The organism is Piscinibacter sp., from assembly GCF_050175855.1.
GTDB lineage: Bacteria > Pseudomonadota > Gammaproteobacteria > Burkholderiales > Burkholderiaceae_C > Piscinibacter.
Window position 1 is genome coordinate 1 of sequence record NZ_JBFXIO010000081.1, and the last position, 14468, is coordinate 14468.

The window sequence follows — 14468 nt, forward strand, 5'->3', positions numbered from 1 at the left end:
GAGCGCGATGCCGCCCACCGCGCACGCGATGCCCGCGCCGACGCGCAGCGTGATGCGCTCCTTCAGCAGCATCCACGAGAGGATCGCCACCACCGCGGGGATGGCCGCCATGATCACGCCGGCCGCCAACGCCGAGGTACGCGCCACCCCGAACAGCATGCACACCGAGAAGAGGAAGTTGCCGAAGAAGGATTCGAGGAACAGCAGCCAGCGGTCGTGCGGGCTGAGCCGCGCTTCGCCGGGCTGCCGCTTCACCCATCCGGCCATCGCGACGGCGGCGATGCCGAAGCGCAGCCAGGCGAGCAGGAAGATCGGCAGCACCAGCACCAGGATCTTCGACAGGCCCACGTAGCTGCCCACCAGCGCCATGCCGGAAGCCAGGCACAGGTAGGACAGCCAGGGGACGGGATGGGCGATCGACGCGCCGGGAGAACTCATCGCGGGCGCGATTAGAACAGCTCGCCGTAGCGCCGCATCTCCCACTCGCTCACGTGGCGCGCATAGGCGATCCACTCGGCACGCTTGGCGGTGACGAATTCGCGCACCAGTGTGGCGCCCAGGGCCTCGCGCAGCACCTCGTCGGCCTCCAGCGCATCCACCGCCTCGCCCAGGCTCTGCGGCAGCACGCCGATGCCGCGCGCGCGCAGCGCGGCCAGCGGCTGCTCGAACAGGTCATCGGTGCAGGCGGGGCCAGGGTCCAGGCGCTTCGCGATGCCGTCGAGTCCGGCGGCGATCAGGCCGGCCTTGGCCAGGTAGGGGTTGGCCGACGCATCCGGCAGCCGCCACTCGAAGCGACCGGCCAGCGTACGCACGAGCGCCGTGCGGTTGTTCGGCCCGTGAGCGATGTAAGCCGGCGCCCAGCTCGTGCCCGAGAGCGATTCGCCGACGACCAGCCGCTTGTAGGAGTTCACCGTCGGCGCGGCCAGCGCTGCGAGGCCGGCCGAATGCGCCAGCACGCCGCCGATGAAGTGGCGCATCGTGGTGTCGTCGTCGAACAGGCAACGCTCCCCCTGCCACAGTGACACGTGGAAATGCATGCCGCTGCCCGGCTGGTTGGCGAAGGGCTTGGGCATCATCGAGAAGACCATGCCATGCCGCTCCGCCAGCGCCTGCGCGGCGAGCTTGAAGAGCATCAGGTGATCGGCGCTGGCCAGCGCGTCGTCGTGCAGGAAGTTGACCTCGTACTGGCCGTGCGCATCCTCGTGGTCGATCTGGAACACCTGCAGGCCGCAGGCCGTGAGCGACTGCACCAGTTCGTGCAGGAAGCCGGCGTTGCGCGGCAGGCTCTTGAGGTCGTAGGAGGGCTTGTCGAGGCGGTCGTGGTCATCGGCGGGCACCAGGCCTCGCTCGCCCCGCCGGAGCAGGAAGAATTCCGGCTCGATGCCGGTCTGCAGCGTCCAGCCGCGCTCGGTCAGCCGTGCCACCTGGCGGCGCAGCACCTGGCGCGGACAGGCATCGAAGGGTTCGCCGGCCACGAAGCCATCACAGGCCAGCCGCGCGTACCCGGGCATCCAGGGCAAGGCGCGGGCGGTGGCGGGGTCGCCGCGGCCGTAGTACTCCGAACGCGGGCCCATGCGCGGCAGGCCGGTGCCGGCGATCGACGGGCCGGAGAAGCCGGCACCGGTCTCGACCAGCGTGCGAAGCTGGTCGAGCGGAAGGTACTTGCCCTTGGCGATGCCGTGCAGGTCGGTGAACTGCGCAACAAGCGTGTGCACGCCCTGCGCAGCCAGCCGCTCGCGCAGCGCCTCGATGCCGTCTGCGCTCACGCCCGGGCGGCGAGCAGCGACTCGCGCAGGATGGCAACCGCCTCGTCGAACACCGGCTGCTGGATGGTCAGCGGGAAGAGGAAGCGCACCACGTTCGCGTTCACGCCGCAGGTCAGCAGGATCAGGTTGCGCTTGAGCGCTTCGGCCTGCACCTTCTTCGTGAAGTCGGCGTCGGGCTCGCCGCTGCCGGGCTGGTTGAACTCCACCGCCATCATCGCGCCGAGGCCGCGCACGTCGGCGATCTGCGGCACCTCCTGGCGCATCGATTCGAGCATGGCCTTGAGCTGCGCGCCCAGCGTCGCGCCACGCTCCGGCAGCCTCTCGTCGCGCATCACGTCGATGATCGCGTGCGCCGCGGCGATGGCCAGCGGGTTGCCGGCATAGGTGCCGCCCAGGCCGCCGGGCGCCGGTGCGTCCATGATCTCGGCTTTGCCCGTCACCGCCGACAGCGGCACGCCGCCGGCCAGGCTCTTGGCGATGGTCATCAGGTCCGGCATCACGCCGAAATGCTCCATCGCGAACAGCTTGCCGGTGCGGCCGAAGCCGGTCTGGATCTCGTCGGCGATCAGCACGATGCCATGCTCGTCGCACAGTTCGCGCAGCCACTTCACGGCCTCGGCCTGGATCACGTTGAAGCCACCTTCGCCCTGCACCGGCTCGAAGATGATCGCGGCCACACGGCTGGGCTCGATGTCGGCCTTGAAGAGGCCGTGAACCGCCTTCTTCACCTCGGCGAGGTTCGCGCAGTGGCAGGGGAAAGGCGCGTGGTAGATCTCCGGCGGGAAGGGGCCGAAGCCGGCCTTGTAGGGCATCACCTTGCCGGTCAGCGACACGGCGAACAGGCTGCGACCGTGGAAGGCGCCGCCGAAGGCGATCACGCCGGAACGCCTGGTGTACGAGCGCGCGATCTTGATCGCGTTCTCGACGGCTTCCGCGCCGGTGGAGAAGAGGGCGGTCTTCTTGGCGTGGCTGCCCGGCGTGAGCGCGTTGAGCTTCTCGGCCAGCGCGATGTAGCTCTCGTAGGGCACCACCTGGTAGCAGGTGTGGGTGAACTTCTTCAGTTGCGCCTCGATGGCGGCGATCACCTTCGGGTGGCCATGGCCGCTGTTCATCACCGCGATGCCGCCGGCGAAGTCGATGAAGCGGCGGCCCTCGACGTCCCACAACTCGGCGTTGTCGGCGCGGTCGGCGAAGAAGGTACCCATCACGCCCACGCCGCGCGGCGTGGCGGCGGCCTTGCGGGCCATCAGTTGTTCGTTGAGCGAATGGTTCATCGCAATCTCCTCAGGCGGCGTCGATGCGCAGCCAGGTGGTCTTGAGTTCCGTGTACTTGTCGAAGGCGTGCAGGCTCTTGTCGCGGCCATTGCCGCTCTGCTTGTAGCCGCCGAAGGGCACGGTGATGTCGTCCTCGTCGTACTGGTTCACGTGCACGGTGCCAGCGCGAAGCGCGCGCGCCACGCGGTGCGCGCGGTTGACGTTGTCGCTCCACACGCTGGCCTGCAGGCCGTAGCTGGAGTCGTTGGCGATCGCGATGGCCTCGGCCTCGTCCTTGAAGCGGATCACGCTCATCACCGGCCCGAAGATCTCCTCGCGGGCGATGCGCATGTCGTTGCGCACGCGCTCGAAGACCGTGGGCTGCACGTAGAAGCCACCGGTCTCGGCGCGCGCACGCTGCCCGCCGGTGACGAGCCTGGCACCCTCGGTGGCGCCCGCGTCGATGTAGCCCAGCACGGTCTTCATCTGCCCCTCGTCGACCAGCGCGCCCATCTCGGCCGAGCCCGACAGCGGGTCGCCTGGGGCGTATTTCGGCGCCTCGGCAGCCACCACCTCGAGGAAGCGGTCGGCCACCTTCTCGTGCACCAGCACGCGCGAGGGCGCATTGCAGCTCTCGCCCTGGTTGAAGAACATGCTGCCGGCCACCGTCTTCGCGGCACGCTCGGTATTCGCGAAGTCGTCGAAGACGACGAAGGCGGACTTGCCGCCGAGTTCGTTGTACACGCGCTTGAGGTTGCTGCGGCCGGCGTACTCGAGCATCTTGCGGCCCACGCGCGTGCTGCCGGTGAAGCCGATCGCATCCACGTCCATGTGCAGGGCCAGCGCCTCGCCGGCCTCGTGGCCGTAGCCGGGCACGACGTTGAACACGCCTTCCGGCAGGCCGGCCTCGAGGGCGAGTTCGGCCAGGCGCAAAGCGGTCAGCGGGCTCTTCTCGCTGGGCTTGAGCACCACGCTGTTGCCGGCGGCCAGCGCCGGGCCCAGCTTCCACGCGGCCATGATCATCGGGTAATTCCAGGGCACCACCACGCCGACCACGCCCATCGGCTCGCGCGTGATCAGCGCCAGTGCCGAAGCGGCCGTGGGCGCGATCTCGTCGTAGATCTTGTCGACGGCTTCCGCATACCAGGCGATGGTGCGCGCGGTAGCCGCCACGTCGACGCCCAGGCTGTACTGGATGGGCTTACCCATGTCCAGCGTCTCGAGCAGGGCGAGCTCATCCTTGGCCGCGAGGATCTTCTCGGCGAAACGCTGCAGGGTCTTCTTGCGCGCGGCGGGCGCCTTGCCGGCCCAGCGGGCGTCGGCGAAGGCGGCGCGCGCCGAGGCCACGGCGCGGTCGACGTCTTCCGTGCGGCCGCGAGCGATCTCGCCGAGTACGCGGCCGTCGATCGGCGAGGTCTTGGTGAAGGTCTCGCCGCTGGCGCTGGCCACGCGCTGGCCGCCGACGAAGGCGCGGCCGTCGATGCGCAGGGCCGAGGCGGCGGCGTGCCAGTCGGGTGCGGGCTTGTTCATGCGGAACTCCTTGGTCAGGTGAAGACGACGAAGCCCCCGTGGCCTTCGTGGGGCCACGGGGGCCGTGTCGCGTGGGGCGCCCGCCGCTCAGGCGGGCACGGGATTCAGAACGACACCACCACCGAGGTCCCGAGCAGGTGGTTGCTCTTGCCGTAGCTGCCGTCCTTCACATCGAGGAAGACCGGCAGGTTGGCGCGGTCCAGGCGGTACTCGACCTTGAAGGTGGTGTTGAGGTTGTAGAGGTAGCTGGCCCCCAGCGTGAGCGCCGTTCGGTTCGCGCCCTTCTCGGGATCGCCGGCCGGATCGGGGCCGATGCCGTTGCGGTCGTCGGCGAAGGTGTAGCCGAGCAGGCCGCCACCGTTCTTCTTGTTGTCGATGTAGTCCAGGCGGGCCGTGGTCTCGAAGCGCGGCGTCCACTTGTAGGCCGCCAGACCGGAAACGCCCCACCACTTTGCGTCGCGCATTTCGCCGGTGACCGGATCGGCCGTGATCGCGGCGCGCTTCTGCTGGCCGTAGCTGAACTGGCCCTGCACCGTCCAGTCGCCGCGGATGAAGTAGCCGTCGATCTGGAACAGGTCGAGGCGCGTGTCGCGGGTGTCGTACGGGTCGGTGGTGATCGGGTTGACGTCGTCGGAGCGGAAGTTGGCCGCCTTGCCGTGCACGCCGGCGAAGCCGAAGCCCTGGAACTCGCCGCGCGAGTAGTCGACGCGATAGGCCAGCACCGGCGCCTTGTCGCCCGGGTTCTTGCGGCTGGCGTTCATGTTGGCCACCATGCCGCGCAGCCACCACTTGCCCTGGGTGTAGTCGATGCCGACGCCGGTGTAGGCGGTGGGCAGCGTGAAGTCGAACAGCAGGTTGTGGGTGATCAGCTTGTTGAGCGTCGGCTGCAGGTATTCGTAGCCCGACCAGTCGGGCATCTGGCCGACGATCATGCGCGTCTGCAGGTCGGTCAGCGGGATCGAGACGGTGGCCTCGTGCACCATCGACACGCCATCGACCACTGCGCCCACGCCGCGGTTGGGGGCGAGCGTGAGCTTCCAGCGCGTGCCGGACTCGGTTTCCTTGGTGAAGTCGATCACCGCGGCGCCGAAGTAGGAGTTGTCGTAGTTGTAGCCGTCGTCGCCCACGGCGTTGAGGAACTGGAAGCCCGCCTTGTCCTGGCGCTTGTTGTAGATGAAGGTCGGATCCATGTAGCCGGTGATGGTCAGGCCCTTGATGCCCCACATCTCCAGGTTGTCTTCCGTGGCTTCGGTCTTCACCGCGATGCGGTTGAATTCGGCGGCCTGCTCGGGCGTCATGCCCCACTGGCCCGAAGCCGGTCCTGCGGGCTTGGCCGCATCGGCCGCCTTCTGCTTGCCTTCGAGTTCGGCCACACGCTTCTTCAGCTCCTGGATCTCCTTGATCAGGTCGGCCGCGGACTGCGCGGAGGCCCCGCTCGCGAAGCTCGCGCCGAGGGCGATCACGGCGGCCTGGGCGAGGGCGGTGGGTTGCCAGAATTTCATCTCGGGTTCTCCTCGTGTGGTCAATCGTTTCGAATAGCGTATCGGGTCACGTGTCGTTCAGCCCCCGCGGGCGGCGGCGGCGAGATCCTGGCTGCGGCGGCGCTCGGCGCGGGCGATCGCCAGACTGGCGAGCACCACGCCGATGGAGACCACCACCACGATGATGGTGGCCACCGCATTGACGCTCGGGTTCAGGCCAAGCCGGGCGCGGGAGAAGATGACCAGCGGCATGGTCGTGGCGCCGGGGCCGGACAGGAAGGCGGAGAGCACCACGTCGTCGAGCGACAGCGTGAAGGTGAGCAGCCAGGCCGACAGCAGCGACTGGGCGATCATCGGCAGCGTCACCAGGTAGAACACCTGGTGCGGCCGTGCCCCGAGGTCCATCGCGGCTTCTTCGAGCTGGGGGTTCAGGTCCTGCAGGCGAGCCTGCACCACGACGGTGGCGTAGGCCATGCCCAGCAGCATGTGACCGAACCAGATGGTCAGCATGCCGCGCTCGGGGAAGCCGATGGCGCGCTGCACCGACACCAGCATCAGCAGCAGCGACAGGCCGATGATCACCTCGGGCATCACCAGCGGGGCGTTGACCATGCCGGTGAACATCGTGCGGCCGCCGAAGCGGCGGTACTTGACCAGCGCGAAGGCCGCCATGGTGCCCAGCACCACCGAGCCGCAGGCGGTGAAGAAGGCGATCTTCAGGCTCAGCCAGAGGCCGGCGATCATCTCGCGGTCGCCCGGCAGGGCGGCGTACCACTTCAGCGTGAAGCCGGCCCAGACGTTGGGGATCGGCGAATCGTTGAACGAGTAGATGACCAGCGCCACGATGGGCAGGTACAGGAACAGGTAGCCGGCCAGCAGCCAGGCCCGCGAGAAGCTGCGGGCGAAGCCGCTGCCGAACAGCGCCTTGCCGCTCATTTGCGGCCCTCCTGCGCCTGGGCCTGGTAGCGGTTGAAGATCGCCAGCGGCACCAGGATCAGCAGCACCATCACCACTGCCACGGTGGAGGCCATCGGCCAGTCGTTGTTGCTGAAGAACTCGTCCCACAGCACGCGGCCGATCATCAGCGTCTGCGGCCCGCCGAGCAGTTCGGGAATGACGAACTCGCCGATGCACGGAATGAACACCAGCATCGAACCGGCGATGATGCCGGCCTTGGACAGCGGCACCGTCACCTTCCAGAACGCCGTCCACGGCGTGGCACCCAGGTCGGCCGCCGCCTCGAGCAGGCGCAGGTCCATCTTCGCCAGGTTGCCGTACAGCGGCAGGATCATGAACGGCAGGTAGGTGTAGACCATGCCGAGCACCAGCGAGAAGGGCGAGTTCATGAACTTGCCCAGCACGGGGATCACGCCCATGGCCAGCAGCACGTGGTCGACCTTCAGGAAGATCAGCAGCTCGGCCACCCAGCCGTGTTCGGTCAGCAGGCCCTTCCAGGCATAGACGCGCAGCAGGAAGGAGGTCCAGAACGGCAGCATCACCAGCATCAGCAGCGCGGGCTGGATCGTCGCCTTCGCGCGTGCCATGAAGTAGGCGAACGGGTAGCCGATCACCAGGCACAGCACCGTCGTGATGGCGGCGTACTTGATGCTGGAGAGGTAGGTCAGGAAGTAGAGATCGTCCTGCGTGATGAACACGTAGTTCGACAGCTTGACGGTCAGCGCCAGCACGCCCTCGGTGAAGGTCAGCACGTCCTTGAAGACGACGCCTTCCATCTCCGACACGCTGATCTTGAAGACGATCAGGAACGGGAACAGGAAGAAGACCAGCAGCCACAGGTAGGGCACGCCGATCACCGCGGTGCGTCCGCGGGTCAGCCAGGCGAGAAGGGCGCGCAGAGTCTTCATCGCGGACTCATTGCGTCAGCACGACCTGCGACTGCCGCGACCAGTGCGCCCAGGCCTCACTGCCCCAGGGTCAGCTCGTGCTCGCGGTGGCGCTGGGTGTTGTTCTGGCTGATCTTTAGCGTGCGGCCGCTGGGCAGCTCGAGGTGGTAGACGGTGTAGCTGCCGAAGTACGACAGGTTCTTCACCACGCCCCTGGCCCGGTTGAAGCCGTGCGCCTGGTCCTCGTTGCTCGGCGCGTGCGGCGAGAGGTGGATCTTCTCCGGCCGCACCGCCACCGTCACCGCCATGCCCTGCGTGCCGGTGATGCCGTGGCCGACGTAGTGCTTGATGTCCTCGCAGTCGATCACGCAGTGGTCGGCCTCGTCCGTGGCGAGCGTGCCATCCATCAGGTTGACGTTGCCGATGAAGTCGGCCACGAAGCGCGTGGCCGGCGTCTCGTAGATGTCGGCCGGCGCGCCGACCTGCAGCACCTTGCCCTCGCTCATGATGGCGATGCGCGAGGCCATGGTCATGGCCTCCTCCTGGTCGTGCGTCACCATCACGCAGGTCACGCCGACCTCCTCGATGATGTTGACCAGTTCGATCTGCGTCTCCTCGCGCAACTTCTTGTCGAGCGCGCCGAGCGGTTCGTCGAGCAGCAGCAGCTGCGGCCGCTTGGCCAGGCTGCGCGCCAGCGCCACGCGCTGCTGCTGGCCGCCGGAGAGCTGGTGCGGCTTGCGCTTGGCGAACTTGCCGAGCTGCACCAGCTTGAGCATCGCGTCGACGCGCTGAGCAATCTGGTCAGCCGGCATGCCGTCGCGCTTGAGGCCGAAGGCGATGTTCTCCGCCACGGTGAGGTGCGGGAAGAGCGCGTAGCTCTGGAACATCATGTTGATCGGCCGGTCGTACGGCGCGCGCCCGGCGAGGTCCATGCCGTCGAGCACGATGCGCCCGGACGTCGGCGCCTCGAAGCCGGCCAGCATGCGCAACAGCGTCGTCTTGCCGCAGCCCGACGAACCGAGCAGCGCGAAGATCTCGCCCTTGGCGATGTCGATCGAGACGTGGTTGACCGCGACGGCACCGCCGCCGAAGTCCTTGACCACGTCCTGGATCTGGAGGAATGCCGGCGCCGAGGCAGTCACGTCACAGGCCCGTCTTGAAGCTGGTGTACAGGCGGGTCATCGTCCGGCGGATGTCGTTGGACAGCGCGTCCGGGGCCTGCATCTTCTTCATGTCGGCGTCGCTGAGGAACACCGTCGGATTGCTCGCCACTTCCGGCTTGATGAACTTCTTCGACTCCTTGTTCGGGTTGGCGTAGAAGACCTTGTTCGTCAGGCTGGCATGGATCTCGGGGCGCAGGATGTAGTCGATGAACTTGTGCGCGTTGCCGGGGTGCGGCGCGTCGGCCGGGATCACCATCACGTCGAAGAACAGGATGCCGCCGGTCTTGGGCACCAGGGCCTGGATGTTCTGGCCGGTCTTGCCGTCGATGGCGCGCTGGCGGGCGATGTTGATGTCGCCTGACCAACCCAGCGCCACGCAGATGGAGCCGTTGGCCATGTCGTTGATGTAGCCCGAGGAGCTGAACAGCGTCACGTGCGGGCGGATCGACTTCAGCAGCGGCGCCACGCCGGCATAGTCGGCCTGCACCTTCGAGTAGGCCGGCTTGCCCAGGTAGTGCAGCGCCGCCGGGATCACCTCGGTCGCGGAGTCAAGGAAGCTCACGCCGCAGCTCTTGAGCTTGGAGATGTACTCGGGCTTGAAGACCAGGTCCCAGGCGTTCTCGGGCATCGGCATGCTGCCCAGCGCCGCCTTGACCTTCTCGACATTGATGCCCACCGTGGTGTAGCCCCACAGCCAGTTCACCTGAAACTGGTTGCCCGGGTCGAGCTTGGCGAGCTGCTCCTGCAGCGCCGGGTCGAGGTTCTTCAGGTTGGGGATCTTGCTCTTGTCGAGCTTCATCAGCAGGCCGCCGTCGGCCTGGATCTTGGCCCAGTACGACGAGGGCACGACCACGTCGTAGCCGGTCTTGCCCGCCACCAGCTTGGCGTGGACGATCTCGTTGTTGTCGAAGTTGTCGTAGCGGACCTTGATGCCGGTTTCCTTCTCGAAATTCCGGATCGTGTCCTCGGCGATGTAGTCCGACCAGTTGTAGACGTTGAGCACCTTCTCCTCTTCCTGCGCCGCGGCCGGCGGGCCCCACAGCGCGGCCGTGGCGGCCACGGTGGCCATGGTGATGGAGCTGAGGGCACTGAGCATCCGCTTCATGGTGGACTTCCTTGGTGTCGAGGTTTTCGAAGGGTCGGAGAACGGGATCGGGAAAACAGCTGGCGGGCAGTCTAGCGAGGCGCACGCATGGGGCGTTAGAGGCAAACCCCGTGCCATGCTCACATCCAGCCGCGCGCCTTGACGTCGGCCAGCGTGAGATCGAGACAGCGGCGGATCAGGGCGACCATCTCGTCGATCTGCGCGCGCGTGATCACCAGCGGCGGGGCGATGATCATCCGGTCGCCCACGGCGCGCATGATCAGGCCGTTGCCGAAGCAGTGGCCGCGGCAGACCATGCCGACCTCCAGCGCGCCGTCGAACGTCGTGCCCGAAGCCTTGTCCTTGACCAGCTGCAGCGCGCCCATCAGGCCGCAGGTCTGCGCCTCGCCCACCAGCGGATGTTCGGCCAGCTCGGCATAACGCTGCGCCAGGTAGGGGCCGACGTCCTCGCGCACCCGCTCGACCAGGCCCTCGCGCTGGATCAGCCGGATATTGGCCAGTGCCACCGCGCAGGCCACCGGATGCCCGGAGTAGGTGTAGCCGTGGGCGAACTCGCCGCCCTGGTCGATCAGCACCCGCGCGACGCGCTCGCCGACCATCACGCCGCCCAGCGGGATGTAGCCCGAGGTCACGCCCTTGGCGAAGGTCATCAGGTCGGGCCTCGTGCCCATGGTCTCGCAGCCGAACCACTGGCCGGTGCGGCCGAAGCCGGTGATGACCTCGTCGCTGACCAGCAGGATGCCGTACTTGTCGCAGGTCTTCTGGATCTCGGGCCAGTAGGTGGCCGGCGGCACGATCACGCCGCCCGCGCCCTGGATGGGCTCGCCGATGAAGGCGGCCACCTTGTCGGCGCCGATCTCGAGGATCTTCGCCTCGAGCCATGCCGCGGCGGTACGCCCGAAGTCGTCGCGAGAGGCTCTTTCGTCAGCCGCCGTCGCCGGCGGCTGGGGGCCGCGCCCCAGTTCGAACCAGAACGGCTGCTCGATGTGCACGATATCGGGGATCGGCAGGCCCCCTTGTTCGTGCATGCCGCTCATGCCGCCGAGCGAGGCACCGGCCATGGTCGAGCCGTGGTAGGCGTTCTTGCGGCTGATGATCACCTTGCGCTGCGGCTGGCCGAGCACGTCCCAGTAGCGGCGCACCATGCGCACCACGGTGTCGTTGCCCTCGGAGCCGGAGCCGGAGAAGAACACGTGCTGGAAATGCGGCGGCGTCACTTGCGCCAGCAGTTCGGCGAGTTCGATGGCCGGCGGTGTCGCGGTCTGGAAGAAGCTGTTGTAGAAGGGCAGCTCCTTGAGCTGGCGCGTCGCGGCGTCGATCAGTTCCTGGCGACCGTAGCCGACGTTGACGCACCACAGACCCGACATGGCGTCGAGGATCTTCTTGCCGTCGCTGTCCCAGAGGTAGATGTTGTCGGCCTTCGTGATGACGCGCGAGCCCTTGTTCGCCAGGCCCTTGAAGTCGGTGAAGGGGTGCAGGTAGTGCGCCGCATCGGCGGCCTGCCATTCGGCGGTGGTGCGGGTGTGCGGAGGGTTGAGAACGGCGTTCATGCGCTTCTCCAATCGTTCGTTCGGTTCAGACGTGGAGCAGGAGGTGCTCGCGCTCCCACGGCGAGATCACCTTCATGAACTCGCCGTACTCGGTATCCTTGACCTCGGAGTACACGGTGACGAACTCCTTGCCCAGCACGTCGTGCAGGTCCTTCTCGTCGGCCAGCCAGCCCAGCGCCTCCGACAGCGAGCGCGGCAGCTGGTACTCCGAGAGATACGCGTCGCCCTTGCACTCGGGCGTAGGCTCGATGCGGTTCTTGATGCCCAGGTAGCCGCAGGCCAGCGTGGCGGCCAGCGCCACGTACGGGTTGGCGTCGGCGCCGATCACGCGGTTCTCGACGCGGCGCGCCGCCGGTGTGGCCACCGGCGAGCGGATGCCCACCGTGCGGTTGTCGGTGCCCCACTGGATGTTGATCGGCGCGGCGGTCGAGCGCGCGAGGCGCCGGTACGAATTGACGTAGGGCGCGAACAGCGCCATCGCCGCCGGCGTGTACTTCTGAAGCCCGCCGATGTACCAGTAGAACTCCTTGGAGGGTGAGCCGTCGGGATTGCTGAAGATGTTGCGGCCGCTGACCTCGTCGACGATGCTCTGGTGCACGTGCATCGCGCTGCCCGGCTCGCCGGCCATCGGCTTGGCCATGAAGGTGGCGTACATCTCGTGGCGCAACGCCGTCTCGCGGATGGTGCGCTTGAAGAAGAACACCTCGTCGGCCAGCCCCAGCGGGTGGTCGTGGAAGAAGTTGATCTCCATCTGCCCCGCGCCGACCTCGTGGATCAGCGTGTCGACGTTGAGCTCCATCTTCTCGCAGTAGGCGTAGATGTCCTCGAACAGCGGATCGAACTCGTTGACCGCGTCGATCGAGTAGGCCTGGCGCGAGGTCTCCGCACGGCCGCTGCGCCCGCGCGGCGGCCGCAGCGGCGTGTTCGGGTCGGAGTTGCGCTCGATCAGGTAGAACTCGAGCTCAGGCGCCACCACCGGGCTCCAGCCCTCGGCGGCGTAGAGGTCGCACACATGGCGCAGCACCGAGCGCGGCGCGTAGGGGATCAGCTTGCCGTCGCGGTCGAAGCAGTCGTGCAGCACCTGCGCGGTCGGGTCGGTCGCCCAGGGCACGATGCGCACCGTGCTCGGGTCGGGGCGCAGGTGCATGTCGCGGTCGGTGGCGTGGATGACGTCGTAGTACGGGCCTTCCTCGGGGAATTCGCCCGTCACGCCGATCGCGACGATCGCCTCCGGCAGCCGCATGCCGCGGTCTTCGGTGAATTTCTCTCGCGGCAGGATCTTGCCGCGGGCCACGCCGGTGAGGTCGGGCACGAGGCACTCGATCTCGGTCACGCGGCGTTCGTTGAGCCACTGTTCCAGTTCGGCGAAGCCGAAGTTCTTCTTGTCTACCATGGGTCACCTGAGGGTTGTGGCGCGGAGGGCGGCTCTTGGCCGGTGCCGCGCGAAGGGGCTGCCGCGGTGGCGGCGGGGCGGATCAGCGGGATGGCTGAGGCGCCCGGGGACGATCGCGGAAGGTGCGGCAGGCATCCCCGAAGGCACGCAACAAGCGTACCGAGACCGGGTTCGACGCCGCCTTCCATTCCGGATGCCACTGCACGCACAGGTTGAATCCCGGTGCGCGCTCGACGGAGAACGCCTCGACGAGGCCATCGGGGGCCCGCGCCTCGATGCGCAGGCCGTCGGCCAGGCGGTTGACGCCCTGGCCATGCACCGAGTTCACCCGGATGCGCAGCTCCGGCAGGATGCCCGAGAGCACGCCGCCGGGCAGCACGTCCACCGGGTGGGCGAGGTCGTAGACCTCATCGGCCGAGGCATCGGCCCGACCGCCGGCACCGCGATGGTCGTGCTGGCCCTCGACCTCATGCACTGCCTGGTGCAGCGAGCCGCCGAGCGCCACGTTGGTCTCCTGGAAGCCGCGGCAGATCGCGAACAGCGGAATGCCGCGCTCGACGATGCGGCGGATCATCGGCAGCGTCCAGTCGTCTCGCTCCGGGTCCAGCGGCAGCGAGGGGTCGAGCACGTCCTCGCCGAAGTGGCGCGGGTGCACGTTCGACGGCGAGCCGGTCAGCAACACGCCATGGGCGAGGTCGAGCAGTTCGTCGATCTCGTCGGCATGCGCCACCGGCACGATCAGCGGCAGGCCGCCGGCCAGCCGCACCGCCTCTATGTACTTGCGCCCGGCCACATGAAAGGGATGCTGGCCCAGCATGCGGTTGCACGAGGGCACCAGTACCACCGGCTTGGACGTCGTGCGCTCGCTCACAGCAGGTCCCTGAGTCGGTAGTAGGCCATGCCGGCCACCAGCGCCGGCGTGCGCAGCAGCTTGCCACCGGGGAAGGGGCGATGGCGGATGCGCGCGAAGGTGTCGAAGCGCTCCGCATCACCGGCGATGGCCTCGGCCACCAGTTTGCCCGCCAGCCCGGTCAGCGCCAGGCCGTGGCCGGAGAAGCCCTGCAGGTAGTAGACGTTTGCCCAGAGCGCTCGGTCGGCGCCGTGGAGCCGCTCGGCGAGGCGGCCGAAGTCGGGCGCGCGGTTCATCGAGATGTCGACGAAGCCGCCCCAGGCGTACTCCACCTTGGTGTCCTTCAGCTGCGGGAAGCTGCGCGCCATGCGCCGCTGCATGCTCGCCGCCAGGTTCATCGGCGTGGCGGTGCTGTAGCTCACCCGGCCGCCGTAGAGCATGCGGTGGTCGACGGTCGGTCGGAAGTAGTCGAGCACGAAGTTGGTGTCGCACACCGCCGAGCCGGAAGGGATCAGCGATTCGGCGAGCTTCG

At 67.8% G+C, this 14468-nt stretch carries 12 protein-coding genes and 1 pseudogene; all 13 read right to left on the reverse strand.

Annotated elements, in window-relative coordinates; translation table 11 throughout:
• On the reverse strand, positions 1-438 hold a 438-nt coding region (locus AB7U92_RS08565; protein WP_428575764.1), incomplete at its 3' end, for a DMT family transporter.
• 11 nt (positions 439-449) lie between these two features.
• Entirely contained in the window at positions 450-1766 is a 1317-nt protein-coding gene (gene glnT / locus AB7U92_RS08570) for a type III glutamate--ammonia ligase (protein WP_428575765.1), read from the reverse strand.
• The gene (gabT, locus tag AB7U92_RS08575; RefSeq protein WP_428575766.1) at positions 1763-3040 is read right to left on the reverse strand and encodes a 4-aminobutyrate--2-oxoglutarate transaminase; all 1278 of its coding nucleotides are present in this window, start codon (positions 3038-3040) and stop codon (positions 1763-1765) included. Before gabT ends, glnT begins: the two co-directional genes overlap by 4 nt.
• Before the next feature lie 10 nt (positions 3041-3050).
• Entirely contained in the window at positions 3051-4550 is a 1500-nt protein-coding gene (locus tag AB7U92_RS08580) for an aldehyde dehydrogenase (protein ID WP_428575767.1), read from the reverse strand.
• Between the two features lie 104 nt (positions 4551-4654).
• Entirely contained in the window at positions 4655-6052 is a 1398-nt protein-coding gene (locus tag AB7U92_RS08585) for a DUF3138 family protein (RefSeq protein WP_428575768.1), read from the reverse strand.
• 57 nt (positions 6053-6109) lie between these two features.
• Positions 6110-6967 carry an ABC transporter permease subunit gene (locus AB7U92_RS08590; RefSeq protein ID WP_428575769.1) on the reverse strand — a complete coding sequence of 286 codons (858 nt, stop codon included), beginning with the start codon at positions 6965-6967 and terminating at the stop codon, positions 6110-6112.
• Positions 6964-7896 (reverse strand): ABC transporter permease, encoded by a 933-nt coding sequence (locus tag AB7U92_RS08595; RefSeq protein ID WP_428575770.1) that lies wholly within the window; start codon positions 7894-7896, stop codon positions 6964-6966. Before AB7U92_RS08595 ends, AB7U92_RS08590 begins: the two co-directional genes overlap by 4 nt.
• Before the next feature lie 7 nt (positions 7897-7903).
• Positions 7904-9017, reverse strand: a pseudogene (locus AB7U92_RS08600) (ABC transporter ATP-binding protein).
• A gap of 1 nt (position 9018) precedes the next feature.
• A complete protein-coding gene (locus tag AB7U92_RS08605) occupies positions 9019-10143 on the reverse strand; it encodes a polyamine ABC transporter substrate-binding protein (protein ID WP_428575771.1) in 1125 nt (374 codons plus the stop codon).
• Positions 10144-10262: 119 nt separating this feature from the next.
• Entirely contained in the window at positions 10263-11693 is a 1431-nt protein-coding gene (locus AB7U92_RS08610) for an aspartate aminotransferase family protein (RefSeq protein WP_428575772.1), read from the reverse strand.
• Between the two features lie 25 nt (positions 11694-11718).
• Complete coding sequence (locus tag AB7U92_RS08615; RefSeq protein WP_428575773.1) at positions 11719-13086, reverse strand: glutamine synthetase family protein; 1368 nt, start codon at positions 13084-13086, stop codon at positions 11719-11721.
• Positions 13087-13168: 82 nt separating this feature from the next.
• Positions 13169-13957 (reverse strand): gamma-glutamyl-gamma-aminobutyrate hydrolase family protein, encoded by a 789-nt coding sequence (locus AB7U92_RS08620; protein ID WP_428575774.1) that lies wholly within the window; start codon positions 13955-13957, stop codon positions 13169-13171.
• The coding region (locus tag AB7U92_RS08625; RefSeq protein ID WP_428575775.1) for an NAD(P)/FAD-dependent oxidoreductase at positions 13954-14468 on the reverse strand (515 nt) is incomplete at its 5' end. The genes AB7U92_RS08620 and AB7U92_RS08625, both read right to left, overlap by 4 nt.